Raw genomic sequence first — 25,158 nt, 5'->3', positions numbered from 1 at the left:
TTTAGCGCTACTGGCCTCAAAGGCCACCCCCCAACATTGGTCTAGATAAGGGATTGCGTGGCGGCCGACGCAAAGCCCGGTCTATAGTCATTGCACCAAACAGAGAGGTCAGGCCATGAGCGAACAGCATTCCGATCGCCGCCGTTTCAAGCGCATTTCCTTCAGCGCACAGACCGAACTGAGCCAGGATGGGCAGCGTTGGCCGGTGCAATTGCTCGACCTGTCGCTCAAGGGCATGCTGATCCAGCGTCCCGAGCCCTGGTCAGGCGACGCCAGCCAGCCCTTCGCAGCCGATATCCATTTGAACCATGAGGCCGAGATCCGAATGGACGTGCAGCTGACCCATGATGACCACGGTCAGCTGGGTTTTGTCTGCCTGAATATCGGGCTGGAATCGATCGAGCACTTGAGACGGCTGATCGAACTGAACCTCGGCGATCCAGAGGAGCTGGACCGGGAGTTAGGAGCGCTGATCGAAACCTGATCGCTTTCTACAGGGATAGCGATCACATGCTTATTCGAACAGTGCGTCGAGCGCCTGTTCCAGGCGCGTCACGGCAATAATCTGCAACCCCGGCGGCGGCTCTTTCGGTGCATTACCCTTAGGCACGATGGCGCGTTTGAAGCCATGCTTGGCCGCCTCTTTCAAGCGTTCCTGGCCACTCGGCACCGGGCGCACTTCACCCGACAATCCGACTTCACCAAACACCAGCAGATCATGTGGCAGCGGCCGGTTGCGCAAACTGGACATGACCGCCGCCATCAAGGCCAGGTCGGAAGCGGTTTCCAGGACCTTCACCCCGCCGACCACGTTGAGGAACACGTCCTGATCGTGGGTCGGGATGCCGCCGTGCCGGTGCAAAACCGCCAACAACATCGCCAGGCGATTCTGATCCAGACCGAGCGTCACCCGACGCGGGTTGGCCAGATGGCTGTCGTCCACCAGCGCCTGGACTTCCACCAGCATCGGCCGGGTGCCTTCCCACGTTGCCATGACCACGCTGCCCGGGACCTCTTCCTGGGCGCGCGTCAGGAAAATCGCCGAAGGGTTGGAGACTTCTTTCAGGCCTTTGTCGGTCATGCCGAACACGCCCAATTCATTCACCGCGCCGAATCGGTTTTTCACTGCCCGCAGCAAACGCAGGCGCCCATCGGATTCGCCTTCGAAATACAAAACGGTGTCGACCATGTGTTCCAGCACCCGGGGGCCGGCCAGCGCGCCCTCTTTGGTAACATGGCCCACGAGGAAAATCGCCGTGCCGCTTTGTTTGGCATAACGCACCAGCAATGCAGCACTTTCGCGCACCTGGGAAACACCGCCCGGTGCCGATTGCAGTTGCTCGGTGAAAATCGTCTGGATCGAGTCGATCACCATGACCTTAGGCTTTTCGACCCGGGCGGTGGCAATGATGGTTTCGATGCAGGTTTCGGTCATCACCCGCAGCTGATCCTGAGGCAAGCCCAGGCGCCGGGCACGCATGGCCACCTGCTGCTGGGATTCTTCGCCGGTGACATACAGTGCCGGCATGCTCTTGGCGAGGTTGCACAAGGTTTGCAACAAAATGGTCGACTTGCCGATACCCGGATCACCGCCGATCAGCACCACCGAGCCGTCCACCAGGCCACCGCCAAGTACGCGATCCAACTCGCTGGACGCCGTGGAGAAACGCGGAATCTCTTCGACACTGACTTCGGCCAGGGTTTTGATCTGTGCCTGCTGGCCGGTCCAACCGGTGCGACCACTGGGGGCTGCGGCGCCGCCGCTCTCCACCATGGTTTCAGTCAGCGTGTTCCAGGCCCCGCATTCGCCGCACTGGCCGGCCCACTTCGGGAAGGTTGAGCCACACTCGGTGCAGCCGTACATGCGCTTGGCCTTGGCCATCTGAACTCCCGGCAAAAACCGCGATGATAGCTCAGCTGACGCGGATCAGCGCGGCGCTGCCGTGCGGATTTCACCGCTGGCCAGACGCGCGGCACTATTGCCCAGCGGATCTTCGGCGTTCATGTCCGCCCCTTTGGCCTTGAGTGCATCCAGCAACTCGACGCGCTTGAACAAGCCGGCATACATCGCGGCAGTCTGCCCGGCGCCGTTGCGTTGGTCGGGGCTGCAATTGGCGGCCAACAGGGTTCGAGCGATTTGCACTTCCCCCTTGAAAATCGCGCCCATCAACGCCGTATTGCCGCGTTGATCCTGAGCGCAGGCATCCGCCCCGGCAGCGAGCAAACGCTCCACTGCGGCGCTCTGGCCGTGATAGGCGGCCAGAATCAGTGCGGTGTAACCCTTGCTGTCGCGGGTATCGAGGGAATAGTCGGCCTCGATGAAGGTTTCGAGCATGGGCACATCACCACGTCGGGCGGCATCGAAGTAGTAATCCTGTAATTGGGCTTTCAGCGCTTGGGGGTCATTCGAGGCTTGCACGTCAGGTCCGGCGAACACACTGAGTGACCAGCACGCCAGAACCACAGACAGATAAAAACGCATGGCACAACTCCTTGATCGGACGGGACCTCGCATGAGGTCCCGCTTCAGGCAGATGGATCAGTCGACCAGTTTGGCCGCCAGTGCCTTGACCCGAGCCAGATCACCCTTGGCTACTTTGGCCACCCCGGTCCCGTATTCCGGGTCGGCCTTGTAAAGAAAGGACAGGATGATGTGCTTGCTCTCATCGTCAGTGGTGGCTAGAGAGCCACCGAAGCTGTCGATCAGGTCCTGACGTTCCTTCTGGTTGAACGAGCGATACAGATCGCCGGCTTGCTTGAAGTTCTGCTCACGCTGAATCTTCGCCTGCTGCGTGCTGCCCGACAGGGCCGACTGGCTGTAACGCGCGGTTTGCGGTTCTTCACGAGGCAACAGGCGACTTGGCTGGTAATTCACGCCCGTGCTGCTGGCGCCGAGGTTCATTGCGCCATCCTGGTTGCCGTTGTTCACGGCGACTTTGGGTGCGTTGATCGGCAACTGCAGAGCATTGGCCCCCAGACGATACAGTTGGGTATCGGCATACGAGAACACTCGTCCTTGCAATAAGCGATCTTCCGAAGGCTCGATACCCGGCACTAAATTGGCCGGGGCCATGGCCACTTGTTCGGTTTCCTGAAAAACATTCGCCGGATTACGGTTCAACACCATTTGTCCAACTTTTCGCTCAGGAACTCCGGGCCAGATCTTGGTTGCATCCAGTGGATCGAAATCAAACTTGGACAAGTCTTGTGGATTTAGAACCTGGATGTACAAGTCCCATTTCGGGAAGTCCCCCTTGTTAATATGTGAAACCAAGTCGTTAGTCATATGACTGTAGTCTTGGCCTTGAACACCCGTTACTTCTTTAGGGGCGAGATTTTTTATTCCTTGCAAACTTTTCCAGTGAAACTTTACATAGTGCACATCGCCTTTGGCGTTAACTAACTTGTAGGCATGTACACCATTACCGTCCATTTCCCGATAACTGGCCGGCGTGCCGGAGTTGGAATACAACTCGGTCAAGGTACGAGTGGCTTCCGGAACATGGGAGAAAAAATCGAAACGACGGGAATCGTCGTCAAGGTTGGTGCGCGGGTCCGGCTTGAAGGCGTGGACCATGTCTGGAAACTTGATCGCGTCACGGATGAAGAAGGTCGGAAAATTGTTGCCGACCAGGTCCCAGTTGCCGTCTGCGGTGTAGAACTTGGTGGCGAACCCCCGCGGATCACGCAAGGTTTCCGGCGAATGGTTGCCATGGACCACAGCGGAGAAACGCACAAATACCGGCGTGCTCTGGCCGCTGGCAAATACCTTGGCCTTGGTCAGGTCGCTGAGGTCGTCGGTCACGGTGAACGTGCCGTGGGCGCCAGTGCCACGGGCATGCACCACGCGTTCGGGAATGCGTTCACGGTCAAAACGCTGGAGTTTCTGGATCAGTTGTATGTCTTGCAACAGCACCGGCCCGGTCGCGCCAGCGGTTTGCGAGTTCTGGTTGTCGCCGACGGCGGCACCGTTATCACGGGTCAAGGTCGCAGCGTTGACGGAGAAGGACAGCAGGCTGGCGGTCAGAACGCCGAAGGTACGACGCAAGGGAAAAGCCCCGAGGCCAAGGGGAGTTGTCATGGAAGTTTCCTCTGGTTTTATAAGGCGCATCCAGGTGCGCTTCACAGAGGCTAGTGACCCGAAGGCCAAAACATAAATAGAAATCCCGCACCGGGGCGATAGCGAAAAGGTTCTGGAAAGCCCGGTCTAGAGCGGGTAATCGCGCGCGAGTGGTGGCATTTTGTAAACTAATTACCAGAAGATGTGTCGATAGACACGGGCATTGTAAGAAGGCGTTTCAAGCAAGGGACGTTTTGCTGATTTACACTGCGTTCACCAACCTCATCTGTAACAAGGAAATAACCTATGGGCGTGATAAGTGAGTTCAAGGCCTTCGCGGTCAAAGGTAATGTGGTCGACATGGCCGTGGGTATCATCATCGGCGCCGCCTTCGGCAAAATCGTTTCGTCGTTTGTCGGCGACGTGGTGATGCCGCCAATCGGCTTGCTGATCGGTGGGGTCGACTTCAGTGACCTGGCCATTACGCTCAAGTCCGCCAACGGTGATGTCCCGGCGGTGGTGCTGGCCTACGGTAAGTTCATCCAGAGCCTGATCGACTTCATCATTGTCGCCTTCGCGATCTTCATGGGCGTCAAGGCCATCAACCGTCTGAAACGCGAAGAGGCCGTTGCGCCAACCCTGCCGCCGGTTCCGACCAAGGAAGAAGAGCTGCTGGAAGAGATTCGCGATCTGCTCAAGGCCCAGAACAATCAGCCCTGATGACTGATTGCCCGCACAAACGGCGCCTTCGGGGCGCCGTTTTGTTTACCAGTAGTTTTCCACCGCTACTTGGCCAGGGCGGCGACTGAGGCTCAACTGCATGTGTCGTTGTTTGAGCAACTTGCGCGTGTCATCAATCATCTGTGGATTACCGCAGAGCATCACCCGCGAATGCTCGGCTGTCAGCGCTACACCAGCCGTCCGCTCCAGCTCGCCACTTTCCAGGAGCGTCGTGATCCGCCCATTCAAGGCACCCGAATGCTGCTCGCGGGTAACGGTGGCGATGAATTGCAGCTTGTGTGCGTACTCGGCCAGATAATCACGCTGCGCCAACCCCGCAATCAGCTCCTGATACGCCAGCTCCCGCGCTTCGCGCACGCTGTAAACCAGGAGGATGCGCTCGAATTTTTCCCAAACCTCGAAGTCCTGCAGGATCGACAGAAACGGCGCCAGGCCCGTGCCTGTGGATAACAACCAGAGGTCACGGCCATCGACGAAGCGATCCAGCGTCAGATAACCAAAGGCCTGCCGGTCGACCAGCAGAGTATCGCCAACTTCCAGCCGACTCAGCTCACTGGTGAACTCGCCTCCCGGAACGACAATGGAGAAGAACTCCAGGAACTCGTCATAGGGGGACGAGACCATGGAATAAGCCCGCCACACCGTACTGCCGTCCGCCTTGGTCACGCCCAGCCGGGCGAATTGCCCTGCGCGAAAACGAAAGCCCGAATCCCTGGTAGTTCGCAGGGTGAACAGGTTTGAAGTCAACGGCTGGACGTCAAGTAGCGTCTGGCGCGTGAATTTCTCTGCACTGGCAGTCATGGGTTGCTCCATTCAACAGATAACGCCAGTGTCCCGCAAAGCAGGCGGCATAAACACCGGTGATTTGTAATGGCTTTTGCTCCGTTCACTAAATAGTACAAACACGATCAGCCGTTGATTCTGTTTCTCCGCCAGTAACAGACCTAAGAACCGGTTATGCAGTTGCAAGCATTTTCAAGAGCAAAAAAATCCAGCATGCAAGTAGGAAATCTCCTACACTCGTGGCGTGCCGGATCTTGGATCCAATCAGCACCAACGCAAGTAAGTCCGCAATGGAGTTACCAAATGAAAGTGTGGAAGGAATCACAGTTAACGCAGCTTTCTTACGCTCAGAAAATAGAGACCGCGTACGAGATGTCTCTCAATCTCGTTAAAAACCTTGGCTTTAATTTCTGTGCATTTTCAATAACATCCCAAACAAGGGGGATACATCGCCATCCGATCAATCTGAATAACTATCCCACCGAATGGAACTCGAAATATGAACAAGAGCACTTCAGTGAAATCGATCCGATACTAGCCCATTGCAATCATTCCGAATTGCCGATTCTTTGGCATGAAAAGGTCTTTTTCAAGACACCGACGCTGTGGCAAGCACAAAAACAGCAAGGATTGCGCTATGGCTGGTCCCAATCCGTTCATGATGAGAACGGGCTTTGCAGCATGCTGAGCCTGGCCAGAAGCCACTGTCCGATTACGACGCATGATCTGTATAAAAATCTGGGCTATGCGATATTCATTAGCCGTCACCTGCACGGGCTTGTCGCGAAAGAACTGCCTGCGCCCTCAAAACCGGGCACAGTGCATTTATCATCCCGAGAAGTCGAGGTGTTGAAATATTCAGCCGACGGCAAGACTGCAGGCGAGATTGCGATCATCCTCAGTCTGAGTGAAAGCACGGTACAGTTCCACATACGGGGCGCTATCCGCAAATTCGGCGTGAACAACAAAATTGCGGCAGTGATCAGAGCCGCGAAAGTGGGCGTCATCTGAATCTGTTTGAATCCGCTAATCCCCGCGAGTAATCCAAGCGAAAAAAACGTACCATCTGCTATCCATCCTGAGTGATGCCGTGTGAAATTCCACGACGCAGTCCATTCGGATGGTTCGCCCGCTATAAGCCCCTGAGCGGCGGGCCACTCGCTGATTATCCTCCGTTGACTACCAGAGCTCCCCCGCCTCATGCCTCTGCTCGAAACCCCCTTCGCTCAACTCGATCTGATCCGCCAGCCAGAACAGCAGAATGAACCGTTGCAAGCATTTGATGCCGCAGACGAATACCTGCTCACTCATCTGGCCGCGCAACAGCCGGCAGCCGATACTCGTGTGCTGGTGCTCAACGACAGCTTCGGTGCTTTGGCCGCCAGCCTGGTGGGCAAGGTTCGGGTGACCAGCAGCGGCGATTCGTTTCTGGCCTTTCAGGGACTGGAAAAAAACCTGATACGCAACGGCCAGGCGTTTGATGCGGTGCCGAGGGTGCCGGCCAGCGAAGCGTTCGTCGGTCCGTTTGACCGGGTACTGATCCGGGTACCGAAAACCCTGGCCTTGCTGGAAGAGCAACTGATCCGGCTACAGGGGCAGCTGGCTCCCGGCGCTCAAGTGATTGCGGCCGCCATGGTGAAGCATTTGCCGCGCGCTGCGGGCGATCTGCTGGATCGTTACATCGGCCCGGTGCAAGCCTCGCTGGCGGTGAAGAAGGCTCGGTTGCTGATCGCCACAGCCGAAGCCAAAGCTCCTGCTGTCTCCCCTTACCCGACCCGCTATCGACTCGACACGCCTGCGATCGAACTGCTCAATCACGCCAATGTGTTCTGCCGCGAAGGGCTGGATATCGGCACGCGGGCCTTCTTGCCGCACTTGCCGAAGAACCTCGGCGCAGCACGAGTTGCCGATCTGGGGTGTGGCAACGGCGTGCTGGCAATTGCCAGTGCCCTGCAAAACCCTGAGGCCCACTACACCTTGGTGGATGAGTCGTTCATGGCCGTGCAATCGGCCGCTGAAAACTGGCGCGCGGCGCTGGGCGATCGCGACGTGATTGTGCGGGCCGGCGATGGTTTGGCGGAACAGGAACCGCAATCCCTGGACGTGGTGCTGTGCAATCCGCCGTTTCACCAACAGCAAGTGGTCGGCGACTTCCTGGCCTGGCGGATGTTCCAGCAAGCGCGTGAATCCTTGGTGGTGGGCGGCGCGCTGTACATCGTCGGCAATCGTCACCTGGGTTATCACAGCAAGCTGGCGCGGTTGTTCCGCGGCGTTGAGCAAGTCGCGGCCACCCCCAAGTTCGTCATCCTCAAAGCACGTAAATAAAGCGAAAAAAAACCCTCCACCAGGAGGGCTATAAATCCGTGCTGCAAGGCAACGGGATGGGAATTTCAGTGGGTGCTCAAACCGGCGGCATTCATGAACATGCGCATCAGCGAGGCCACAATGAACAGTGCCACCACGCTGCCGGTCCAGATCATCGCCAGCCAGCCGAGTCGCTGCCAGAGCGGCTTTTTCTCGGCTGCTTCGATTTCCTGCAAATCAGGTTTGCCAGCCATCATCGCTTTCTCCTCTGCGCCATAGGCTAGTGATAACCATCTTCGTGGGTGACCTTGCCGCGGAACACGTAGTAGCTCCAGAAGGTGTAACCCAGGATGAACGGGATGATGAACAGCGTGCCCACCAGCATGAAGCCCTGGCTTTGCGGCGGTGCGGCAGCGTCCCAGATCGAAATCGACGGAGGCACGATGTTCGGCCACAGGCTGATACCCAGGCCGCTGTAGCCGAGGAAAATCAGCACCAGGGTCAGCAGGAATGGCGTGTAATGCGCATTGCGAGCCACCGCCCGAATCAGACCGTACAGGGTCACCAGCACCAGAATCGGCACCGGCAAGAACCAGAACAGGTTCGGCAGGGTGAACCAGCGTGCAGCGATCTCGGCGTGGGCCAATGGCGTCCAGATACTGACGATGCCAATCACCGCCAACAACACGAAGGCCAAAGGCCGCGCCAGGTCATGCATCTGCTTCTGCAACTTGCCTTCGGTTTTCATGATCAGCCAAGTGCAACCGAGCAGTGCATAAGCCACCACCAGCGCCGCACCGCAGAACATCGTGAACGGGGTCAACCAGTCAAGTGAACCGCCGGCAAACTGACGATTGACTACCGGTAGCCCATCGATGAACGCACCCAACGCCACGCCCTGGAAGAACGTTGCGGCGATCGAGCCACCAATGAATGCCTTGTCCCAGAGATGACGCTTGTCGTCCTTGGCCTTGAAGCGGAACTCAAAGGCCACACCGCGAAAAATCAGCCCGATCAGCATAAAAATCAGCGGCAGGTACAGCGCCGAGAGCACCACCGAATAGGCCAGCGGGAAAGCGCCGAACAATGCCGCGCCGCCCAATACCAACCAGGTTTCGTTGCCGTCCCAGACCGGGGCGACGGTGTTCATCATGACGTCACGATCGCTCTTGCCCTTGATGAACGGGAAAAGAATCCCGATCCCCAGGTCGAAACCGTCCATGACCACATACATCATGATGCCGAAGATGATGATCACGGCCCAGATCAGCGGAAGATCAATACCCATGATTCAAATCTCCTTGGTCAGGCTGGGGCTGTTATCAGCTTCGGTGCCATCGTCATCGGCTGCAGACAGCGGACGAGCCGGTGTGCGTTTCTGGCCAGGGCCCCCTTCGTTGGTTTCCTTGCCTTCGTCGATCTTCGGACCTTTGCGCACCAGACGCATCATGTAGCCAAGACCGGCGCCGAACAGCGCGAAATACACCACAACGAACATGATCAAGGTGATGCTCATCTGCACGAAGCTGTGCCCGGAGGACGCGTCTGCCGTGCGCATCAAGCCGTAGACCACCCACGGCTGACGGCCGATCTCAGTGGTGAACCAGCCGGCGAGGATTGCGATCAGGCCGGATGGGCCCATCCACAACGCCAGGTACAGGAATGGCCGCGAGGTGTACAGCTTGTCGCTTTTGCGCAGCCACAGGCTCCACAAACCGGTGAAGATCATCAGCATGCCCAGACCAACCATGACCCGGAACGACCAGAAAACGATGGTCGAATTCGGCCGGTCTTCAGGCGGGAACTCCTTGAGCGCCGGCACCTGTTTGTCCAGGGAATGGGTCAGGATCAGGCTGCCCAGGTACGGGATCTCGACGGCGAATTTGGTTTTTTCGGCTTTCATGTCCGGCCAGCCGAACAGGATCAGCGGGGTCGGTTCATCACCGTGGTTTTCCCAGTGGCCTTCGATCGCAGCGATTTTCGCCGGCTGATGCTTGAGGGTATTGAGGCCGTGGAAGTCACCGATAACGGCCTGAATCGGGGCAACGATCAGCGCCATCCACATCGCCATCGAGAGCATGGTGCGGATCGCCGGGTTGTCCTTGCCGCGCAGCAAGTGCCAGGCCGCCGACGAACCGACGAAGAAGGCGGTCGCAACGAATGCCGCCGTGGCCATGTGCATCAGGCGGTAGGGGAACGACGGGTTGAAGATAATCGCCAGCCAGTCCACCGGAATGACCTGGCCGTTGACGATCTCGTAGCCTTGCGGGGTCTGCATCCAGCTGTTGGAGGCCAGAATCCAGAAGGTCGAAATGAGCGTGCCGATGGCCACCATGACGGTAGCGAAGAAGTGCAACTTGCGCCCGACCTTGTTCCAGCCGAACAGCATGACACCGAGGAAACCGGCTTCGAGAAAGAAGGCGGTGAGTACTTCATAGGTCAGCAACGGCCCGGTCACGGAACCGGCGAAATCCGAGAAACGGCTCCAGTTGGTGCCAAACTGATAGGCCATGACCAAACCGGACACCACGCCCATGCCGAAGTTGACGGCAAATATCTTCGACCAGAAATGGTACAGATCGCGGTAAGTGTCGTTGTGCGTCTTCAGCCACAGGCCTTCGAGCACTGCCAGGTAACTCGCCAGGCCAATGGTGATGGCCGGGAACAGGATGTGAAACGAAATGGTGAATGCGAACTGAATCCGGGCGAGATCAAGTGCCTCCAAACCGAACATAAGTTTTCCTCTGTCAGGTAATACCGGCTGAAGGCTTGCGGCCTGCACCCACTGCCCCCACGGTTATGGAGTGTGTCGAATTTGAATTCGTTCTTTTTCTACCATCATCACAACGTAGGGAATCTGGCCATCTGGCCGCCGGATCATTTCCACGAAGGGTCTTGATCTGGATCAAGCAACGCTGAAAGAGTAGTCGCATTTTTGCCGATGGACGGTGTGGTCTTTTGCCGCGTGACAGGTTGCCTCACGGGTTTTGTCATGGGCTGCAATACATCTTTTGGGTGGCTGGCTAACTGTGGCGAGGGGGCTTGCCCCTCGCCACAGGGGATTTAAGGGCTGCGTAGATCGGTGTCTAGCTAACTAAATTTTCCGCGCTCGCAACTTCCGGTTACAGGTTGGTGATAATCTCGCCCTTCCCTCGCTCAAGACCTGCCTTCAGATGCCCAACCAAGCGCCCCTGCTGTTACGTCATCACCGCCCGTTCATCGCGTTCTGGCTGGCTCGGGTGTTTACCGCCAGCGGTTTTCAGATGTTGACTGTGGCAATCGGCTGGAATCTGTATCAACTGACTGGCAACGTGCTCGATCTGGGCTTGGTAGGTTTGGTGGAGTTTGCTCCGCGGGTATTGTTCATGCTGCACACCGGGCATGTCGCGGACCGCTATGACCGGCGCAAGGTCGCGGCGATTTGTCAGTCCCTGCAAGCGCTGATTGCCCTGTCGCTGGCCATTGGCAGCGCGACCGACCATGTCACCCGGGAGATGATCTTCATCCTCGCGTTCCTGCTCGGTGCCGCCCGCTCCTTCGAAATGCCGACAACTCAGGCATTGCTGCCGAGCATCGTGCCCAGCGCGTTGTTCCCCCGCGCGGTTGCCGCTGCGCAATCTGCACAACAATCAGCGACCATCGTCGCCCCGGCACTGGGCGGTTTGCTCTACGCCTTCGGCAGCGTCTGGGTGTATGGCCCGACGGTGATCCTCTACCTCATCGCCTGTGCGCTGATGCTCAACCTCCCGGCCCGGCAGACACCGCTGAACAAGGGCAAGGCCACCCTGGATTCGCTGCTGGCGGGCATCCGCTTCATTCGCAGTCGCCCAGACATTCTCGGGGCGATTTCCCTGGACCTGTTTGCCGTCCTGCTGGGTGGCGCGACCGCGCTGCTGCCGGTGTTCGCCAAAGATATTCTGCTGACCGGCCCGTGGGGTCTGGGCCTGCTGCGTTCAGCCCCTGCAGTCGGTGCGCTGCTGATGTCGCTGTTTCTCGCGCGATTTGCCGTGGAGCGAAACGTCGGGCGGGTCATGTTCACCGCCGTGGGTGTATTCGGCGTAGCGACCATCGCTTTCGGCCTGTCGACTTCGTTCTGGTTTTCTCTCGCCGTGCTGGTGGTCTTGGGTGCAGCGGACATGATCAGCATGGTAATCCGTGCCTCATTCGTGCAACTGGAAACCCCCGACGAAATGCGCGGCCGGGTCAGCGCTGTGAATGGCTTGTTCATCGGCGCTTCGAATCAGCTCGGCGAGTTCGAGTCCGGCCTGACGGCCCACTGGTTCGGCACGGTGCCGGCAGTGGTGATGGGCGGCATCGGCACGCTGATGGTGACCGGGGCCTGGATCAAACTGTTCCCGACCCTGGCCAACCGCGACCGTATGCATGTGCCGGTGGAAGAGGTCAGGGTCTGACGTGTTGTCCAGGGCACTCTAAACCTGCAACTCCCCCGCCACCGTTGACCGCATGGCTTTGCCACAGAGGTGCTCCACCAGCGTCAGCGCAAACGCCAACGCGGCGCCTGAACCCTGAGCGGTGATGCAATTGCCATCGACCACCACCGGTTGATCGATGAAGTTACAGCCCGACAGTTGATTGCTGACAGTGGGCAAGCAAGTCATGCGTCGCTGACGCAAAACGCCAAAGGTTTGCAGCGCCAGTGCCGGAGATTCGGCAATACCGGCGAACAGACGCCCGGCTGCGGCCTGGTCCTTGATCAGTTGTTGCAGGGGTTGGTGGGCCGCCAAATGCTGCGCTCCTACCGCACCGCCAGGCAGAACGATCAGGTCGAAGGGTTGGGCGAGCAAATCCACCAACATCGCATCGGCGGTCAAGCGGGTGCCGCGAGCGCAGGTGAGCATGCGTCGCGACTCGATGCTGGCCACCACCACTTCAACCTTGGCGCGGCGCAGCACATCAATCAGGGTCACGGTTTGCAGATCGTCGATGCCCTCGGCGAGGGTAATCAGGGCTCTAAAGGTCATGGGTGCGGTCCACAGGATGATCTTTAAAGCGTAGTCAGCTTTCCTGACCCTTGTTCAAGGCCAGCCATTACTTGATGTAAAGCTGCGTCGACAGCGTATTGCCCGGCGCGTTGATCGAGGTGTTGCTGAACGTGAAGGTGCCGTCCTGCTTGCCTGCCAGGTTGAAGATGTACAGATAGCCGACGGTTTTTTTCCCGGCGGAGCACTCGGTCAGGTTGCCGGTATCAAAAGCACAGACAGGGGTTCGGGTGCCGTCCACTTTGAAACCGTCCAGCGCAACATGAGGCTCGCGACCGTAGCCGACCTCCAGCACGTAGACCTTGATGTTCGGGCCACTGTGGTCGCAGCGCGTCTGATCCTGACCGTCCGCAATACTTTCAAATCCACAGGATGGCGATTCGACCTTGAGCACCTTCACCTGGCTCAACGGTTGAGCCATGGCCGCAGAGGCTGTTTGCGCTCCGATGAAACAGGTAAGCAGCACCCCAAATGCCGCAACCACACGCTTATTAATGCAATACATATCTACCCCCTCCCTCCCCCAAAAAACAGCGCGCAGTATGGCGCAGTTCCCTTTTGTGCAAAACATCGGCGACGATCGCAGCCATAAGCAGCCATAGCCCCACGCTGCTGGTATGATGCGCGGCTTTTTCCGACCCACAGAAAATACCCAGGCGCCTGCAGCGGTCTGTGCTTTGCTGTTGAGGTCGATACATTCACGGCGCCGGGCGCGCCACGGGGAGCAGACATGCTGGAAAGGCTGTTTCAACTCAAGGCACACAACACCAACGTGCGGACCGAGATTCTGGCGGGCGTCACGACCTTCTTGGCCATGGCCTACATTCTGTTCGTCAATCCGAGCATCCTCGGCGAGACCGGCATGGACAAGGGCGCGGTGTTCGTCGCCACCTGTCTGGCAGCCGCCATCGGCTCGGCGACCATGGGCCTGATCGCCAACTACCCGATCGCCCTCGCACCGGGCATGGGACTGAACGCCTTCTTCACCTACACCGTGGTCCTGCACATGGGCCACACCTGGCAAGTGGCGCTGGGCGCGGTGTTCCTCTCGGCGGTAATGTTTTTTCTGCTGTCGATCTTCCGCATCCGTGAATGGATCATCAACAGCATCCCATTGGCGCTGCGCTCGGCGATTGCCGCCGGTATCGGCCTGTTCCTGGCACTGATCGCCCTGCACAACGCCGGCATTGTCGTCAGCAATCCGGCGACCATGGTCGGCCTCGGCGACCTGAAGCAACCGGCGCCGATCCTCGCGACACTCGGTTTTGCCCTGATCGTTGCCCTGGAGGCCCTGAAAGTTCGTGGAGCGGTGCTGATTGGCATTCTGGCGGTGACCATCGTCTCCATCCTGGTGGGCTTCACCCCGTTCGGCGGCGTGATGTCGATGCCGCCGTCGCTGGCACCGACCTTCCTGCAACTGGACATCATGGGCGCGCTGGACATCGGCCTGGTCAGCGTGATTTTCGCCTTCCTGTTCGTTGACCTGTTCGACAACTCCGGCACCCTGATCGGCGTCGCCAAGCGCGCCGGCCTGATGGGCAAGGACGGCCACATGCCGAAAATGGGCCGCGCCCTGATCGCCGACAGCACCGCGGCCATGGCCGGTTCGTTGCTGGGCACCTCGACCACCACCAGCTACATCGAATCCGCAGCCGGCGTGAGTGCCGGTGGCCGCACCGGTCTGACTGCCATCGTGGTCGCGATTCTGTTCCTGCTGGCGCTGTTCTTCTCGCCATTGGCGGCCAGCGTTCCAGCCTTCGCCACCGCGCCTGCGTTGCTGTTCGTCGCCGTACTGATGACATCCGGCCTTGCGGAAATAGACTGGGACGACATCACTGTCGCCGCACCGGTCGTGGTCACCGCCCTGGCCATGCCATTCACTTATTCCATTGCCAACGGTATCGCCTTCGGCTTCATCTCCTGGACAGCCATCAAGTTGCTGTCCGGTCGCGGCCGTGAGTTGAATTCGGCGCTGGTGATTCTGTCGATTCTGTTCGTGATCAAGTTGGGTTGGTTCAACGCATGACTTTTGATTCCCAGGCTTACGCCGTTCAGCTCGAAGAAAAGGTCACGCGCCTGCGTGATCTGCTGGCCCCGTTCGATGCACCGGAACCTGCGGTGTTTGATTCGCCGCTGAAAAACTTCCGACTGCGTGCCGAGTTCCGCCTGTGGCGCGAAGCCGGCGAGCGCCATTACGCAATGTTTTCCCAGGAAGACAAACGCACGCCGATCCTGATCGAAGAGTTCCCGATTGCCAGCCTGCGCATCAACCAATTGATGCCGCAACTCAAGGCGGCCTGGCAAGCGAGTGCGGCCCTGAGCCACAAGCTGTTTCAGGTGGAGTTCCTCACCACCCTGGCTGGCGATGCGATGATCACCCTGTGCTATCACCGCCCGCTGGACGAGCACTGGCACACGGCCGCATCGAAACTGGCAGCCGACCTGAACGTCAGCATCATCGGTCGCTCGAAGGGCAAGCGCGAAGTGATCGGTCACGATTACGTGGTCGAGAAGCTCGAAGTTGGCGGCCGCACCTTCAGCTATCGCCAGCCGGAAGGCGCGTTCACCCAACCCAACGGCACGGTGAACCAGAAGATGCTCAACTGGGCGTATAACGCTCTCGGTGATCGCCAGGATGATCTGCTGGAGCTGTATTGCGGCAACGGCAACTTCACCCTGCCGTTCGCTACCCGCGTGCGCAAAGTGCTGGCCACCGAAATCAGCAAGACCTCGGTCAACGCGGCACTCAGCAACCTGAGCGAAAACGCGGTGGGTAATGTCACGCTGGTGCGTCTGTCTGCCGAAGAGCTGACCGAAGCCCTGAACGAAGTTCGCCCGTTCCGGCGCCTGCATGGCATCGACCTCAAGAGCTACGAGTTCGGTAGCGTGTTCGTCGATCCGCCACGCGCCGGCATGGACCCGGACACGTGCGAACTGACCCGACGCTTCGACAACATCCTCTACATTTCCTGCAACCCGCAAACCCTGGCGGCCAACATCGCCCAACTGCACGACACTCACCGCATTACCCAATGCGCGATGTTCGACCAGTTTCCGTGGACCCATCACATGGAATCCGGGGTGTTGTTGACCCGTCGTTGATTGCAGCCTTCATATACAAATCAGCCGTCCACTGGACGGCTTTTTTGTGGGCGATCAACGCGCCACATCGACCTTGCGCGGGCGACCGCCCTTCTTGCCGTTAGCCCGCGCAGCCTCGGCCTTCGCCGCGCTGCTCTGACGACCATTGCGCGAGGCGATCACCGAGGCGGCCATATCCATAAGGGGTTTACTCGCCGAAATCAAACCGGCGATGGACACCTGCAATTCCTTGTCTTCATGACAAAGCGCGGCTCCGGCGAAACCGACTTTCAGCCCGGCGAAATCCTCGGTCTCAAAACCATCGAACTCCGGATAGTTTTTTACTGGCAACAACACACCGCTGCCATCCTCGAAGCCGACGGCGAGACACGGATCAAGAAAGATCACCGTCGTCGCATTCAATCCGGCACGACGACGCGCCTCACCACTCTCGATCGCTTCGTCCAGGGCGCCTTCGGTCACTGGGTGCTCGACCTGCATTTTTGCGCTTATAGTTTTCATAATTCGATCTCCACGCCCTCGGGTGCTCCCATCAAGGCCAGCAGGGTCTTGTTGCTCTCCGGCTCATAGCGAGCCGAACCAATCATGTAAGTCGTGCTGGCAATCCTCTTCATCACGACCACTTCATTGCCCTGCCAATCCCATAACTGATTGTCGAGGCAAGCCGTCTGCAATTTGCTCCACCAGATGCCACGGGCTCGCCGTAAATGGGCAGGTTGCCTGAGTGTCTGGCGCAATCCCTCCAGCACAGCCAAAGGAGGTCGATGTGATTGAGGGACGACATCCCAGAGCTCGACACCGTTGTGCCAGAAGCTGAACCTGAAGCGCGCACTCCATGTGCCTGCGTCGACGTGAACGTGCGGCGGACAGTGTTCATCACGCAACATGACCACCAGTGAAAACCCTTTGTAGCGGCATACGTTCATGCTAACCCATCCGTTAGGTTATAGAGTTCGAAGATTCGCCATTCCTTGAAGAATCCGATAACTGGCACTGATCGATTGATCAACCGGCCACGATTGAGCCTAGCGTTCCAAGCTGATCGGGCGCTGCCGATCAAGGCAAAAAAGAGTAAGCAATCCTTTCATTGCCAACACCTGGCCGGTGCAGAATCCGGCGCTGTATTTGTGCGCTCTTATTTGATAAATACAAGTTCAGACACTTCATTTGATTCCTGGTGTAATCAATCATGCAGCGACATTTCGACGATCTTCAATTAGGCAGCATCGAACTGTTTTGCCTGGCCGCCGAAGCCGGCAGCTTTACTGCCGCGGCCCTGGTGGCGGGCGTGACCCCGGCCGCCGTCAGCCGCTCGGTGTCGCGTATGGAGGAACGTTTGGGCGTACGGCTGTTTGCGCGCACCACCCGCAGCGTCAAGCTGACTGACAGTGGCCGGCGTTATTTCGAGGAGTGTCGTGAGGCTCTCGCACAACTGGTCGAGGCTCAGCGCGAGGTGATGGGGCAGCAGCAAGAACCCTCCGGCACCTTGCGCATCAGCATTCCCACGACCTATGCCCATCATCGAATCCTGCCGTTGCTGCCTGCGTTTCGGGCTCTCTTTCCTGCCGTGAAAGTCGAGGCGCATATCAGCAATCGCAACATCGATTTCGTCGGCGAAGGCTATGACATGGCAATCCGTGTGCGGGCCATTCCCGACTCCGGGCTGATTGCCCGGCCGTTGGAGGACGCCGCGCTGGTGATGATTGCCAGCCCTGATTACCTGAATCGCGCCGGCACCCCAAAGACCCTGGATGACTTGGCTCAGCACGAATGCATTCAGTACGAACTGCCCAGCAGTGGGCGACGGATTGCCTGGCTGTTCAACGACAACGGCGCGCCGCGGGAGATGTTGGCCGAGGGCAATTACTGCTGCTCCGATGACGTATTGGGCGGCGTGACGCTGGCAAAAAGCGGCGCCGGGATCTTTCAAACCTATCGCTTCATCGTCGAAAACGAACTGGCGGACGGTTCGCTGGTGGAAGTGCTCAAGCCCTATAGCGGATGCTCCCGCCCCTTCACTCTGCTGTACCCGCAAAGCCGCCATGTGCCGTTGCGGTTAAGAGCCTTTATCGATTTTCTGGTTGAGCGTCTGCCGCGCTGAAAAGATCGCATCTGTAGGCGCTGCCGAAGGCTGCGATCTTTTTGTATCTGTCCGATCACCGCACAAATAATCCAGGCCTGACGCCCTCTTCAATTGACCTTATTAACCAGTTAGTACAATTTCTCCTCACAGGCTGAAACCCTCGGCCAATGCCAAAAATAATATGTGGAGAGACCCGATGTCCCCTATCGTTCTGGTGCTCAACGGCCCGAACCTGAACCTGCTGGGCACCCGTGAACCGGCGACTTATGGCCACGAAACCCTGGCGGACATTTCCGCACTGTGCGGTCGTACTGCCGAAGAGTTCGGCCTGACAGTGGAGTTTCGCCAGACCAACCATGAAGGCGAACTGCTCGACTGGATCCACGCCGCCCGTGGTCGTTGCGCCGGGATCGTCATCAACCCTGCCGCCTGGACTCACACCTCGGTCGCCATTCGCGATGCCCTGGTCGCCAGCGAACTGCCGGTGATCGAAGTGCATCTGTCCAACGTCCATGCCCGCGAACCCTTCCGGCATCACTCCTTTGTCTCGTCCATCGCCACGGCGGTGATGTGCGGTTTCGGCAGCCACGGCTATCGTTTGGCGCTGGAGCATTTCAGCCAACGTTTGAAAGGTTAAGCGTCATGACACAGAACACCGTGGTATTGGCCGGGCTGATCGGCGCCGGCATTCAGGCTTCCCGCACCCCCGCGCTGCACGAGCATGAAGGCGATGCGCAGGGTTTGCGTTACCTGTATCGGTTGATCGATCTGGATCAATTGAAACTCGACAGCAGCGCCCTGCCCGACCTGCTGATGGCTGCCGAACGGATGAATTTCACCGGGCTGAACATCACCTTCCCGTGCAAGCAGACAATCATCCCGTTGCTTGACGAATTGTCGCCGGAAGCCCGCGGTATCGGCGCAGTGAATACGGTGGTGCTGAAGGACGGTAAACGCATCGGCCACAACACCGATTGCCTGGGTTTTGCCGAAGGCTTTCGCCGTGGCTTGCAGGGCGTTGCCCTTGAACGCGTAGTACAAATGGGCGCCGGTGGCGCAGGCGCGGCAGTGGCCCACGCGCTATTGAGCGAAGGTGTACAGCTGCTGAGCATTTTCGATGTGGATCAAAGTCGCGCTCAGTCGCTGGCGAACAACCTCAATCAGCATTTTGGTTTCGGCCGCGCCGTGGCCGGGCATGATTTGCCAGGCACGTTGGGCCAGGCTGACGGTCTGGTGAATACCACGCCGATGGGTATGAAAAAACTGCCGGGTACACCCGTGCCGGTGGAGTTGCTTCGAGCGCAGTTGTGGGTCGCGGAGATCGTTTACTTCCCGCTGGAAACCGAACTGCTGCGCCACGCCCGCGCGCTGGGTTGCCGAACCCTGGATGGCGGCAACATGGCGGTGTTTCAGGCGGTGAAGGCGTTTGAGTTATTCAGCGGCGTGGTGCCGGATGCCCAGCGGATGCTGGCGCATTTTCAGAGCATGAATGGTTGAGGTTTAAAAGATCTGAGGGCTGCTTCGCAGCCCAACGGGGGCGAGCCCCCTCGCCACAGATCAGGCCTGCAGATACCGCAAAACCGACTCGCAAATCATCTCCCGATGACGCTGCTTGATGCTTTCATCCGGCAGGTCGATCTGAAAGATCTCACTGAAGGTATGACGGTTCGACACGCGATAGAAGCAAAACGAGCTGATCAGCAGATGCACATCCAGCGGATCGAGACCGGTGCGGAATATTCCCTCTGCAGCCCCGCGTCGCAAGATCTCGCCCAGTGAATCGAGGATGGTGTTGTTCATTGCCTTGATCGCATCGGAGCGCTTCACATACTCGGCGTTGTGAATGTTCTCGATGCAGACGATGCGCACGAAATCGACATTGCGATCATGGTGATCGAAGGTGAATTCCACCAACCGCCGAATCGCTTCCACCGGCGCCAGTTCGGCCAGGTGCAAACGGTTTTCGGTGCTGCGGATATCCCCGTAGAGTTTCTCCAGTACCTCGACGTAGAGCTGCTCCTTACTGCCGAAGTAGTAATAGATCATGCGTTTGGAGGTGTGGATGCGCTCGGCGATCGCATCGACGCGCGCACCGGACAGCCCCTGCTGAACGAACTCGACAATGGCCTCTTGAAGGATGTTCTCGCGGGTTTTTTCCGGGTTGTTCTTGCGACTCTTGCGAGGCTCGGCTATTGGCTTTTCGGGCGCTACGGAGAGTTCTGAAATTATTGTCATTGCGGGCTCACGGCCATCACTGCACAAGCAGGCGATTATGGGGCGCTGCGCGCGGTGAAGGAAGCCGCGAAGCAGCGGTTTTGTACCCGTGTTTACGATTTTCCTACAACTTTGCCTGACGTACGCCACCACTTCGCGATTTAGCCATGGCCGCCAGTCGCACTGCCACATTGGCCGCGCCGTAACCCGCATAGCCATTTTTGCGCTGGATGATTTCAAAGAAGAACCGCCCTTCGAACGGTTCGGTGTACACATGAAACAGCTCGCCGCCCTGAGCATCGCGGTCGTAAAGCACGTTGAAATAGGCCAGCTCGCTGAGGAACTCATCGTCGAAATCGAACCGCGCGGCGAGGTCATCGTAATAGTTGAGCGGGATATCCAGCAGCGGCACGCCCGCCTCCTTGGCGCGACTGACTTCGGCAAAGATGTCGTCGCAATCGAAAGCGATGTGATGCACGCCAGAACCGCGATAACTCGACAGTGCGTGTGAGATGGCGGTGTTGCGGTTCTCGGAAATGTTCAGCGGCAGGCGGATCGAACTGCAGCGGCTGCGCAATGCGCGGCTCTTCACCAAACCATACGGGTCGGGCAGTACCACTTCATCGTCGGCTTCGAAATCCAGCAGGCTTTTATAGAACAGCACCCAACTGTCGAGGCTGTCGGCCGGCAGTGCCATCGCCATGTGGTCGATACGCTTGAGGCCACCTCTGGCGACGGCCATCGGTTGCAGATTGAAGTCGGTGCCGTAAACGTCGGCGTTTTGGTCCACCAGGTAAATCAGGCTGCCATCCGGCGCACGCACCGCTGCCAGCTCAAGCTCATTGGGGCCTACCAGTCCGCGATAGGGCTGGCCTTTGTAGGCAACGGCGCGGGCCAGCGCACTGGCGCTGTCCTTGACCCGCACGGCGGTGGCGCACAGTGATGGGCCGTGCGCCTCGAAAAAACTATGGGCGAAGGAATAAGGTTCGGAGTTGAGGATCAGGTTGATATCGCCCTGACGCAACAGGCTGACACTCTTGGAACGGTGTTGCCCGGCCTTGACGAAACCCAGTCGCTCCAGCCAATGAGACAACTTGGCACCGAGGCTTTCGTCCACTGCGAATTCAAGAAACTCGATGCCGTTGTATTCGCTGGCGCTGGGGGTGTCGAACAGAATGTCGCGAATGGCCGGGGGCGTGGCTTCCTGTTCCAGACGCTGGCGGGTTTTCTCTTCCAGGTACAGCAACGAACGCAAGCCGTCGGCGGCGTTGGCCCGGGGTGGCGCGGCGCGGAAACCGTCGTTGAAGATCTCCAGGGACAGCGGCCCGGTGTAGCCACTTTTGATGATGGGTGCGAGGAACCCCGGCAGATCGAATTCGCCCTGGCCCGGGAAGCAGCGGAAGTGTCGGCTCCACTCCAGCACATCCATGGCCAGGATAGGCGCGTCGGCCATTTGCACGAAGAAGATTTTGTCGCCGGGAATCTCGGCGATGGCACTCGGGTCGCCCTTGAGCGACAGCGTATGAAAACTGTCCAGCAACACGCCGAGGTTCGGATGATCGGCCTGGCGAACGATGTCCCACACCTGCTGCCAGGTGTTCACGTGCCGGCCCCAGGCCAAGGCTTCATAACCGATCCGCAGGCCTCGAGCGCCGGCCCGTTCGGCTAGCAGACGCAAGTCGTCGACCAGAATCTGCTCATCACCGATGGAGTCGGCCGAGGCGTTGCTGCACACCAGCACCAGGTCGGTGCCCAGTTCCTGCATCAAATCGAACTTGCGCTCGGCCCGCTCCAGATTGCGCGGCAGGCGATCGCGGCGGCAACCTTCGAAATCACGAAAGGGTTGAAACAGCGTAATCGCGATCCCGAGATCGGCGCACATCTGCCTGATTTCCCGCGGGCTGCCGTCGTAGTAGAGAAGGTCGTTCTCGAAAATTTCCACTCCGTCAAAACCGGCGGCGGCAATGGCTTCAAGTTTTTCCGGCAGGGTGCCGCTCAAGGAAACGGTGGCAATGGAACGCTGCATGTGTCGACTCCCGGTGGTGGGGACATTCTTGTTGGGCAAATTATTGGCTTGACGAATCCACACAGCAATTCAAAGTGTACTACCCGGTTAGTTTTGCGGGCGATTATCGAACAAAATGGCAGTTGGCGAATTGACGATTTTTCGTCCACTGCGCAACATCGACACCACATTGAGTCCGGTCACGACCCATGGACTCGGTTACCAAAGACCCTGAACACCACATAAAAATTTCAAAAAACGGGTACACGCTCATGCACTCATTCAACGCCTTGTTTGCTTGCTCCACCGCCCTCACGCCGTGCCTGGCGTCCATCCGAACTTTGTGCCCTCTCGGCCGAACCGTGCCGCTCGCTGAATAACCCGTTGTCGTCAGTCCGACGAAAACACCTCAGCCGATCAATCACACCCGCGCCTGGCGCCGTTGATTGATCACGCGCCCTTGAAGTCCCGACAAGCCTCGCTTGTCAGTCATTGAACGGATGGCACACACATGTTTCCTTCTCAAAGCTCTCGCGTGGCCTCGGCCCAAAGCGTCGCCACTGGCGGCATCGGCGACAAAATTCGCGGCGCCATGGCCGTCGGCAAAACCCGTTGGGGGATGCTGGCGCTGGTGTTTTTCGCCACCACCCTGAACTACATCGACCGCGCCGCCCTGGGCGTCATGCAGCCGATTCTGGCCAAGGAAATGAGCTGGACGGCGATGGATTACGCCAACATCAACTTCTGGTTTCAGGTCGGCTACGCCATCGGCTTTGTGCTGCAGGGCCGGTTGATCGACCGGGTCGGCGTCAAACGCGTGTTCTTCTGCGCGGTGCTGCTCTGGAGCCTGGCCACCGGCGCTCACGGCCTGGCCACTTCGGCGGTGGGCTTCATGGTCTGCCGGTTCATTCTCGGTTTGACTGAAGCGGCGAATTACCCCGCCTGCGTGAAAACCACCCGGTTGTGGTTCCCCGCCGGCGAGCGTGCCGTGGCCACCGGCATCTTCAACGCCGGGACCAACGTCGGTGCGATGTTCACGCCCATGCTGCTGCCACTGATCCTCCACGCCTGGGGCTGGCAAGCCGCGTTCCTGTGCATGGCGGCACTGGGCGGCATCTGGTTGCTGTTCTGGGGTCTGAAGTACTTCAACCCGGAAGATCACCCGAGCGTCAAACAATCGGAACTGGACTACATCCAGAAGGAAGCCGAGCCGGAACAATCCCGCGTACCGTTCTCACGAATCCTGCGCATGCGTGGCACCTGGGCCTTCGCCCTCGCCTACTCGATCACCGCGCCGGTGTTCTGGTTCTACCTGTACTGGCTGCCGCCGTTCCTCAATCAGCAATACAACCTGGGGATCAACGTGACCCAAATGGGTATCCCGCTGATCATCATCTACCTCACGGCTGACTTCGGCAGTGTCGGCGGCGGCATCCTGTCCTCGTTCCTGATCGGTCGCGGGGTCAACCCGATCAAGGCGCGACTGATGTCCATGTTCCTGTTCGCCTGCTGCATCATCGGCGTGGTCATGGCCGCCGGCTCGAGCAGTCTGTGGCTCGCGGTGTTTGCCATCTCCCTGGCCATCGGTGCTCACCAGGCCTGGACCGCGAACATCTGGAGCCTGGTAATGGACTACACGCCCAAGCACATGATGAGTACGGTGTTCGGCTTCGGCGGGATGTGCGCGGCAATTGGCGGGATGTTCATGACTCAGTTGGTCGGCCACATTCTGACAATCACCAACAACAACTACACCGTGCTGTTCACCATGATTCCGGCGATGTACTTCATCGCGCTGATCTGGATGTACTTCATGGCACCGCGCAAGATTCCTACCGTCACCGAGTAAACTCCCTTCCTCCGGCAGGTCTGATTCCAGACCTGCCTCCCTCCTCTTGTCGACGACTCTGTTGCCAGGCTGCCGCCAACCCGCTGCAGCAAATCACCGCGATCCCGACCACCGTGGTCAGGGTCGGCGTGTGAGAAAACAGCAACCAGCCCAGCAAACCGGCAAATACAATCTGGCAATAGCCGAACGGCGCCAACAACGCGGGCGCGGCGTGACGGAAAGCCTGAGTCAGAAACAGATGCGCCGTCATCCCGCACGCCCCCAGCGCCACCATTAAAACCCCATGACCCAGGCTTGGGACCTGCCAGAAGAACGGCACCAGCGCACTCATCACCAACGTATTACAAAGCCCGGCGAAAAAGTTACTGGTGGTCGGGCTGTCGATTTCGCTGAGCTTGCGGGTGAGCAGCTGATAGAAGCAGAAAAACAGCGCCGAGCAGAACGGCAGCAGCACCGCAGGCGTGAACAGCTCGCCGCCGGGATGGACGATGATCAACACCCCGATGAACCCGCAAATGACCGCCAGCCATTGGCCGCGCGTCACCTGCTCGCCGAGCAGTGGCACCGACAATGCCGTCACCAATACCGGTGCAAGAAAATTCACCGCCGTGGCTTCGGCCAACGGAATGAACAACAGCGCACAGGTAAACAGCAGGCTGGTTCCCAATAAGCACAACGCCCGCATCAACTGCAGCAAAGGCCGCTTGGTGCGCAGGACACGCAACCCGGATTGCGGCAGAAAAATCCCGGCCATCAACAAGGTGTGAATCACATAGCGAGCCCAGACCACCATGACGACCGGATAGAACCCGCTGAGGTATTTCGACAAGGCGTCATGGCTGGAAAACAGAAAGGTCGCGACCACCACCAGCAGGATGCCTTTGAAAGGATGATTGACGCCGGAGAGTGGGGTGCTGATAGGCGACGTCAAGGCGAGGTTCTCTTCTGGCGGGACAATTCCAATAATTTAGAACCCGGTTCCAGATTCTGATAGTCGCAACGGCTGAAAGTGTGCGA

General features: G+C 58.6%; 25 protein-coding genes. 11 read left to right on the top strand and 14 right to left on the bottom strand.

Going from position 1 to position 25,158, the window contains the following annotated elements; genetic code table 11:
- Positions 1-115: 115 nt before the first annotated feature.
- A complete protein-coding gene (locus PSH65_RS04175; RefSeq protein WP_305425054.1) occupies positions 116-484 on the top strand; it encodes a PilZ domain-containing protein in 369 nt (122 codons plus the stop codon).
- Positions 485-514: 30 nt separating this feature from the next.
- Here the strand turns inward: PSH65_RS04175 and radA are convergent, their stop codons facing one another.
- From radA to katB, 3 genes are read right to left on the bottom strand one after another with little or no spacing between them, the layout of a single operon-like run.
- Complete coding sequence (gene radA, locus PSH65_RS04170; protein WP_305425053.1) at positions 515-1,882, bottom strand: DNA repair protein RadA; 1,368 nt, start codon at positions 1,880-1,882, stop codon at positions 515-517.
- 45 nt (positions 1,883-1,927) lie between these two features.
- Positions 1,928-2,482, bottom strand: a complete 555-nt coding sequence (locus PSH65_RS04165; RefSeq protein ID WP_305425052.1) for an ankyrin repeat domain-containing protein — start codon at positions 2,480-2,482, stop codon at positions 1,928-1,930.
- A gap of 57 nt (positions 2,483-2,539) precedes the next feature.
- Entirely contained in the window at positions 2,540-4,081 is a 1,542-nt protein-coding gene (gene katB, locus PSH65_RS04160) for a catalase KatB (protein WP_305425051.1), read from the bottom strand.
- 285 nt (positions 4,082-4,366) lie between these two features.
- Between katB and mscL the strand changes: the two genes are divergently transcribed.
- Positions 4,367-4,780 carry a large-conductance mechanosensitive channel protein MscL gene (mscL, locus tag PSH65_RS04155; RefSeq protein WP_305425050.1) on the top strand — a complete coding sequence of 138 codons (414 nt, stop codon included), beginning with the start codon at positions 4,367-4,369 and terminating at the stop codon, positions 4,778-4,780.
- Between the two features lie 45 nt (positions 4,781-4,825).
- Here the strand turns inward: mscL and PSH65_RS04150 are convergent, their stop codons facing one another.
- Positions 4,826-5,602, bottom strand: coding sequence for a ferredoxin--NADP reductase (locus PSH65_RS04150; RefSeq protein ID WP_305425049.1), 777 nt, complete (start codon positions 5,600-5,602; stop codon positions 4,826-4,828).
- A 285-nt stretch (positions 5,603-5,887) separates the two neighbouring features.
- Here PSH65_RS04150 and PSH65_RS04145 point away from each other — a divergent pair, with 285 nt between their 5' ends.
- Entirely contained in the window at positions 5,888-6,595 is a 708-nt protein-coding gene (locus tag PSH65_RS04145; protein ID WP_305425048.1) for an autoinducer binding domain-containing protein, read from the top strand.
- Between the two features lie 189 nt (positions 6,596-6,784).
- The gene (locus PSH65_RS04140; RefSeq protein WP_305425047.1) at positions 6,785-7,909 is read left to right on the top strand and encodes a class I SAM-dependent methyltransferase; all 1,125 of its coding nucleotides are present in this window, start codon (positions 6,785-6,787) and stop codon (positions 7,907-7,909) included.
- A gap of 65 nt (positions 7,910-7,974) precedes the next feature.
- On the opposite strand, the gene PSH65_RS04135 is transcribed toward PSH65_RS04140, so the two are convergent.
- Genes PSH65_RS04135 through PSH65_RS04125 form a run of 3 tightly spaced genes read right to left on the bottom strand, consistent with a single transcriptional unit; the run spans position 7,975 to position 10,622 of the window.
- Positions 7,975-8,142: a DUF2474 domain-containing protein gene (locus PSH65_RS04135; protein WP_052967973.1), complete on the bottom strand. Its 168-nt coding sequence runs from the start codon at positions 8,140-8,142 to the stop codon at positions 7,975-7,977.
- Between the two features lie 26 nt (positions 8,143-8,168).
- Positions 8,169-9,176 (bottom strand): cytochrome d ubiquinol oxidase subunit II, encoded by a 1,008-nt coding sequence (gene cydB / locus PSH65_RS04130; RefSeq protein WP_305425046.1) that lies wholly within the window; start codon positions 9,174-9,176, stop codon positions 8,169-8,171.
- 3 nt (positions 9,177-9,179) lie between these two features.
- Positions 9,180-10,622 (bottom strand): cytochrome ubiquinol oxidase subunit I, encoded by a 1,443-nt coding sequence (locus PSH65_RS04125; RefSeq protein ID WP_305425045.1) that lies wholly within the window; start codon positions 10,620-10,622, stop codon positions 9,180-9,182.
- Positions 10,623-11,061: 439 nt separating this feature from the next.
- On the opposite strand from PSH65_RS04125, the gene PSH65_RS04120 reads away from it, so the two are divergent.
- Positions 11,062-12,300, top strand: coding sequence for an MFS transporter (locus tag PSH65_RS04120; protein ID WP_305425044.1), 1,239 nt, complete (start codon positions 11,062-11,064; stop codon positions 12,298-12,300).
- A gap of 18 nt (positions 12,301-12,318) precedes the next feature.
- Here PSH65_RS04120 and PSH65_RS04115 read toward each other — a convergent pair whose 3' ends face one another.
- Together PSH65_RS04115 and PSH65_RS04110 are read right to left on the bottom strand one after the other, a co-directional pair.
- Complete coding sequence (locus PSH65_RS04115; RefSeq protein ID WP_305425043.1) at positions 12,319-12,870, bottom strand: DJ-1 family glyoxalase III; 552 nt, start codon at positions 12,868-12,870, stop codon at positions 12,319-12,321.
- A gap of 67 nt (positions 12,871-12,937) precedes the next feature.
- Complete coding sequence (locus tag PSH65_RS04110; protein WP_305425042.1) at positions 12,938-13,393, bottom strand: DUF4879 domain-containing protein; 456 nt, start codon at positions 13,391-13,393, stop codon at positions 12,938-12,940.
- Positions 13,394-13,618: 225 nt separating this feature from the next.
- Between PSH65_RS04110 and PSH65_RS04105 the strand changes: the two genes are divergently transcribed.
- Both PSH65_RS04105 and trmA read left to right on the top strand, forming a co-directional pair.
- Positions 13,619-14,914 (top strand): NCS2 family permease, encoded by a 1,296-nt coding sequence (locus PSH65_RS04105; RefSeq protein ID WP_305425041.1) that lies wholly within the window; start codon positions 13,619-13,621, stop codon positions 14,912-14,914.
- Entirely contained in the window at positions 14,911-15,990 is a 1,080-nt protein-coding gene (trmA, locus tag PSH65_RS04100; RefSeq protein ID WP_305425039.1) for a tRNA (uridine(54)-C5)-methyltransferase TrmA, read from the top strand. The genes PSH65_RS04105 and trmA overlap by 4 nt, the downstream gene beginning before the upstream one ends.
- A gap of 54 nt (positions 15,991-16,044) precedes the next feature.
- Here trmA and PSH65_RS04095 read toward each other — a convergent pair whose 3' ends face one another.
- The gene (locus PSH65_RS04095) at positions 16,045-16,491 is read right to left on the bottom strand and encodes a DUF2442 domain-containing protein (RefSeq protein ID WP_305425038.1); all 447 of its coding nucleotides are present in this window, start codon (positions 16,489-16,491) and stop codon (positions 16,045-16,047) included.
- Positions 16,488-16,916 (bottom strand): DUF4160 domain-containing protein, encoded by a 429-nt coding sequence (locus tag PSH65_RS04090; protein ID WP_305425037.1) that lies wholly within the window; start codon positions 16,914-16,916, stop codon positions 16,488-16,490. Before PSH65_RS04090 ends, PSH65_RS04095 begins: the two co-directional genes overlap by 4 nt.
- Positions 16,917-17,179: 263 nt before the next feature.
- Between PSH65_RS04090 and PSH65_RS04085 the strand changes: the two genes are divergently transcribed.
- The 3 genes from PSH65_RS04085 (at position 17,180) to PSH65_RS04075 (ending at position 19,570) form a co-directional block, all read left to right on the top strand.
- Positions 17,180-18,091 (top strand): LysR family transcriptional regulator, encoded by a 912-nt coding sequence (locus PSH65_RS04085; RefSeq protein ID WP_305425036.1) that lies wholly within the window; start codon positions 17,180-17,182, stop codon positions 18,089-18,091.
- Between the two features lie 178 nt (positions 18,092-18,269).
- Positions 18,270-18,710 carry a type II 3-dehydroquinate dehydratase gene (gene aroQ, locus PSH65_RS04080; protein WP_305425035.1) on the top strand — a complete coding sequence of 147 codons (441 nt, stop codon included), beginning with the start codon at positions 18,270-18,272 and terminating at the stop codon, positions 18,708-18,710.
- Positions 18,711-18,715: 5 nt separating this feature from the next.
- Positions 18,716-19,570, top strand: a complete 855-nt coding sequence (locus tag PSH65_RS04075; protein WP_305425034.1) for a shikimate dehydrogenase — start codon at positions 18,716-18,718, stop codon at positions 19,568-19,570.
- Between the two features lie 60 nt (positions 19,571-19,630).
- Here PSH65_RS04075 and PSH65_RS04070 read toward each other — a convergent pair whose 3' ends face one another.
- Together PSH65_RS04070 and quiC are read right to left on the bottom strand one after the other, a co-directional pair.
- Positions 19,631-20,308 (bottom strand): TetR family transcriptional regulator, encoded by a 678-nt coding sequence (locus PSH65_RS04070; RefSeq protein WP_305425033.1) that lies wholly within the window; start codon positions 20,306-20,308, stop codon positions 19,631-19,633.
- Positions 20,309-20,411: 103 nt separating this feature from the next.
- A complete protein-coding gene (gene quiC / locus PSH65_RS04065; RefSeq protein ID WP_305425031.1) occupies positions 20,412-22,313 on the bottom strand; it encodes a 3-dehydroshikimate dehydratase QuiC in 1,902 nt (633 codons plus the stop codon).
- A gap of 490 nt (positions 22,314-22,803) precedes the next feature.
- On the opposite strand from quiC, the gene PSH65_RS04060 reads away from it, so the two are divergent.
- On the top strand, positions 22,804-24,141 hold the full coding sequence (locus PSH65_RS04060; RefSeq protein WP_305425029.1) for an MFS transporter: 1,338 nt from the start codon (positions 22,804-22,806) through the stop codon (positions 24,139-24,141).
- Here PSH65_RS04060 and PSH65_RS04055 read toward each other — a convergent pair.
- Positions 24,131-25,072, bottom strand: a complete 942-nt coding sequence (locus PSH65_RS04055) for a DMT family transporter (protein WP_305425027.1) — start codon at positions 25,070-25,072, stop codon at positions 24,131-24,133. The two genes, PSH65_RS04060 and PSH65_RS04055, sit on opposite strands and share 11 nt — an antisense overlap.
- Positions 25,073-25,158: the final 86 nt, after the last annotated feature.

Source organism: Pseudomonas sp. FP603 (assembly GCF_030687415.1).
In the GTDB taxonomy this organism is placed as follows: Bacteria; Pseudomonadota; Gammaproteobacteria; order Pseudomonadales; family Pseudomonadaceae; genus Aquipseudomonas; species Aquipseudomonas wuhanensis.
This window is presented reverse-complemented; position numbering and strand designations above follow the sequence as displayed.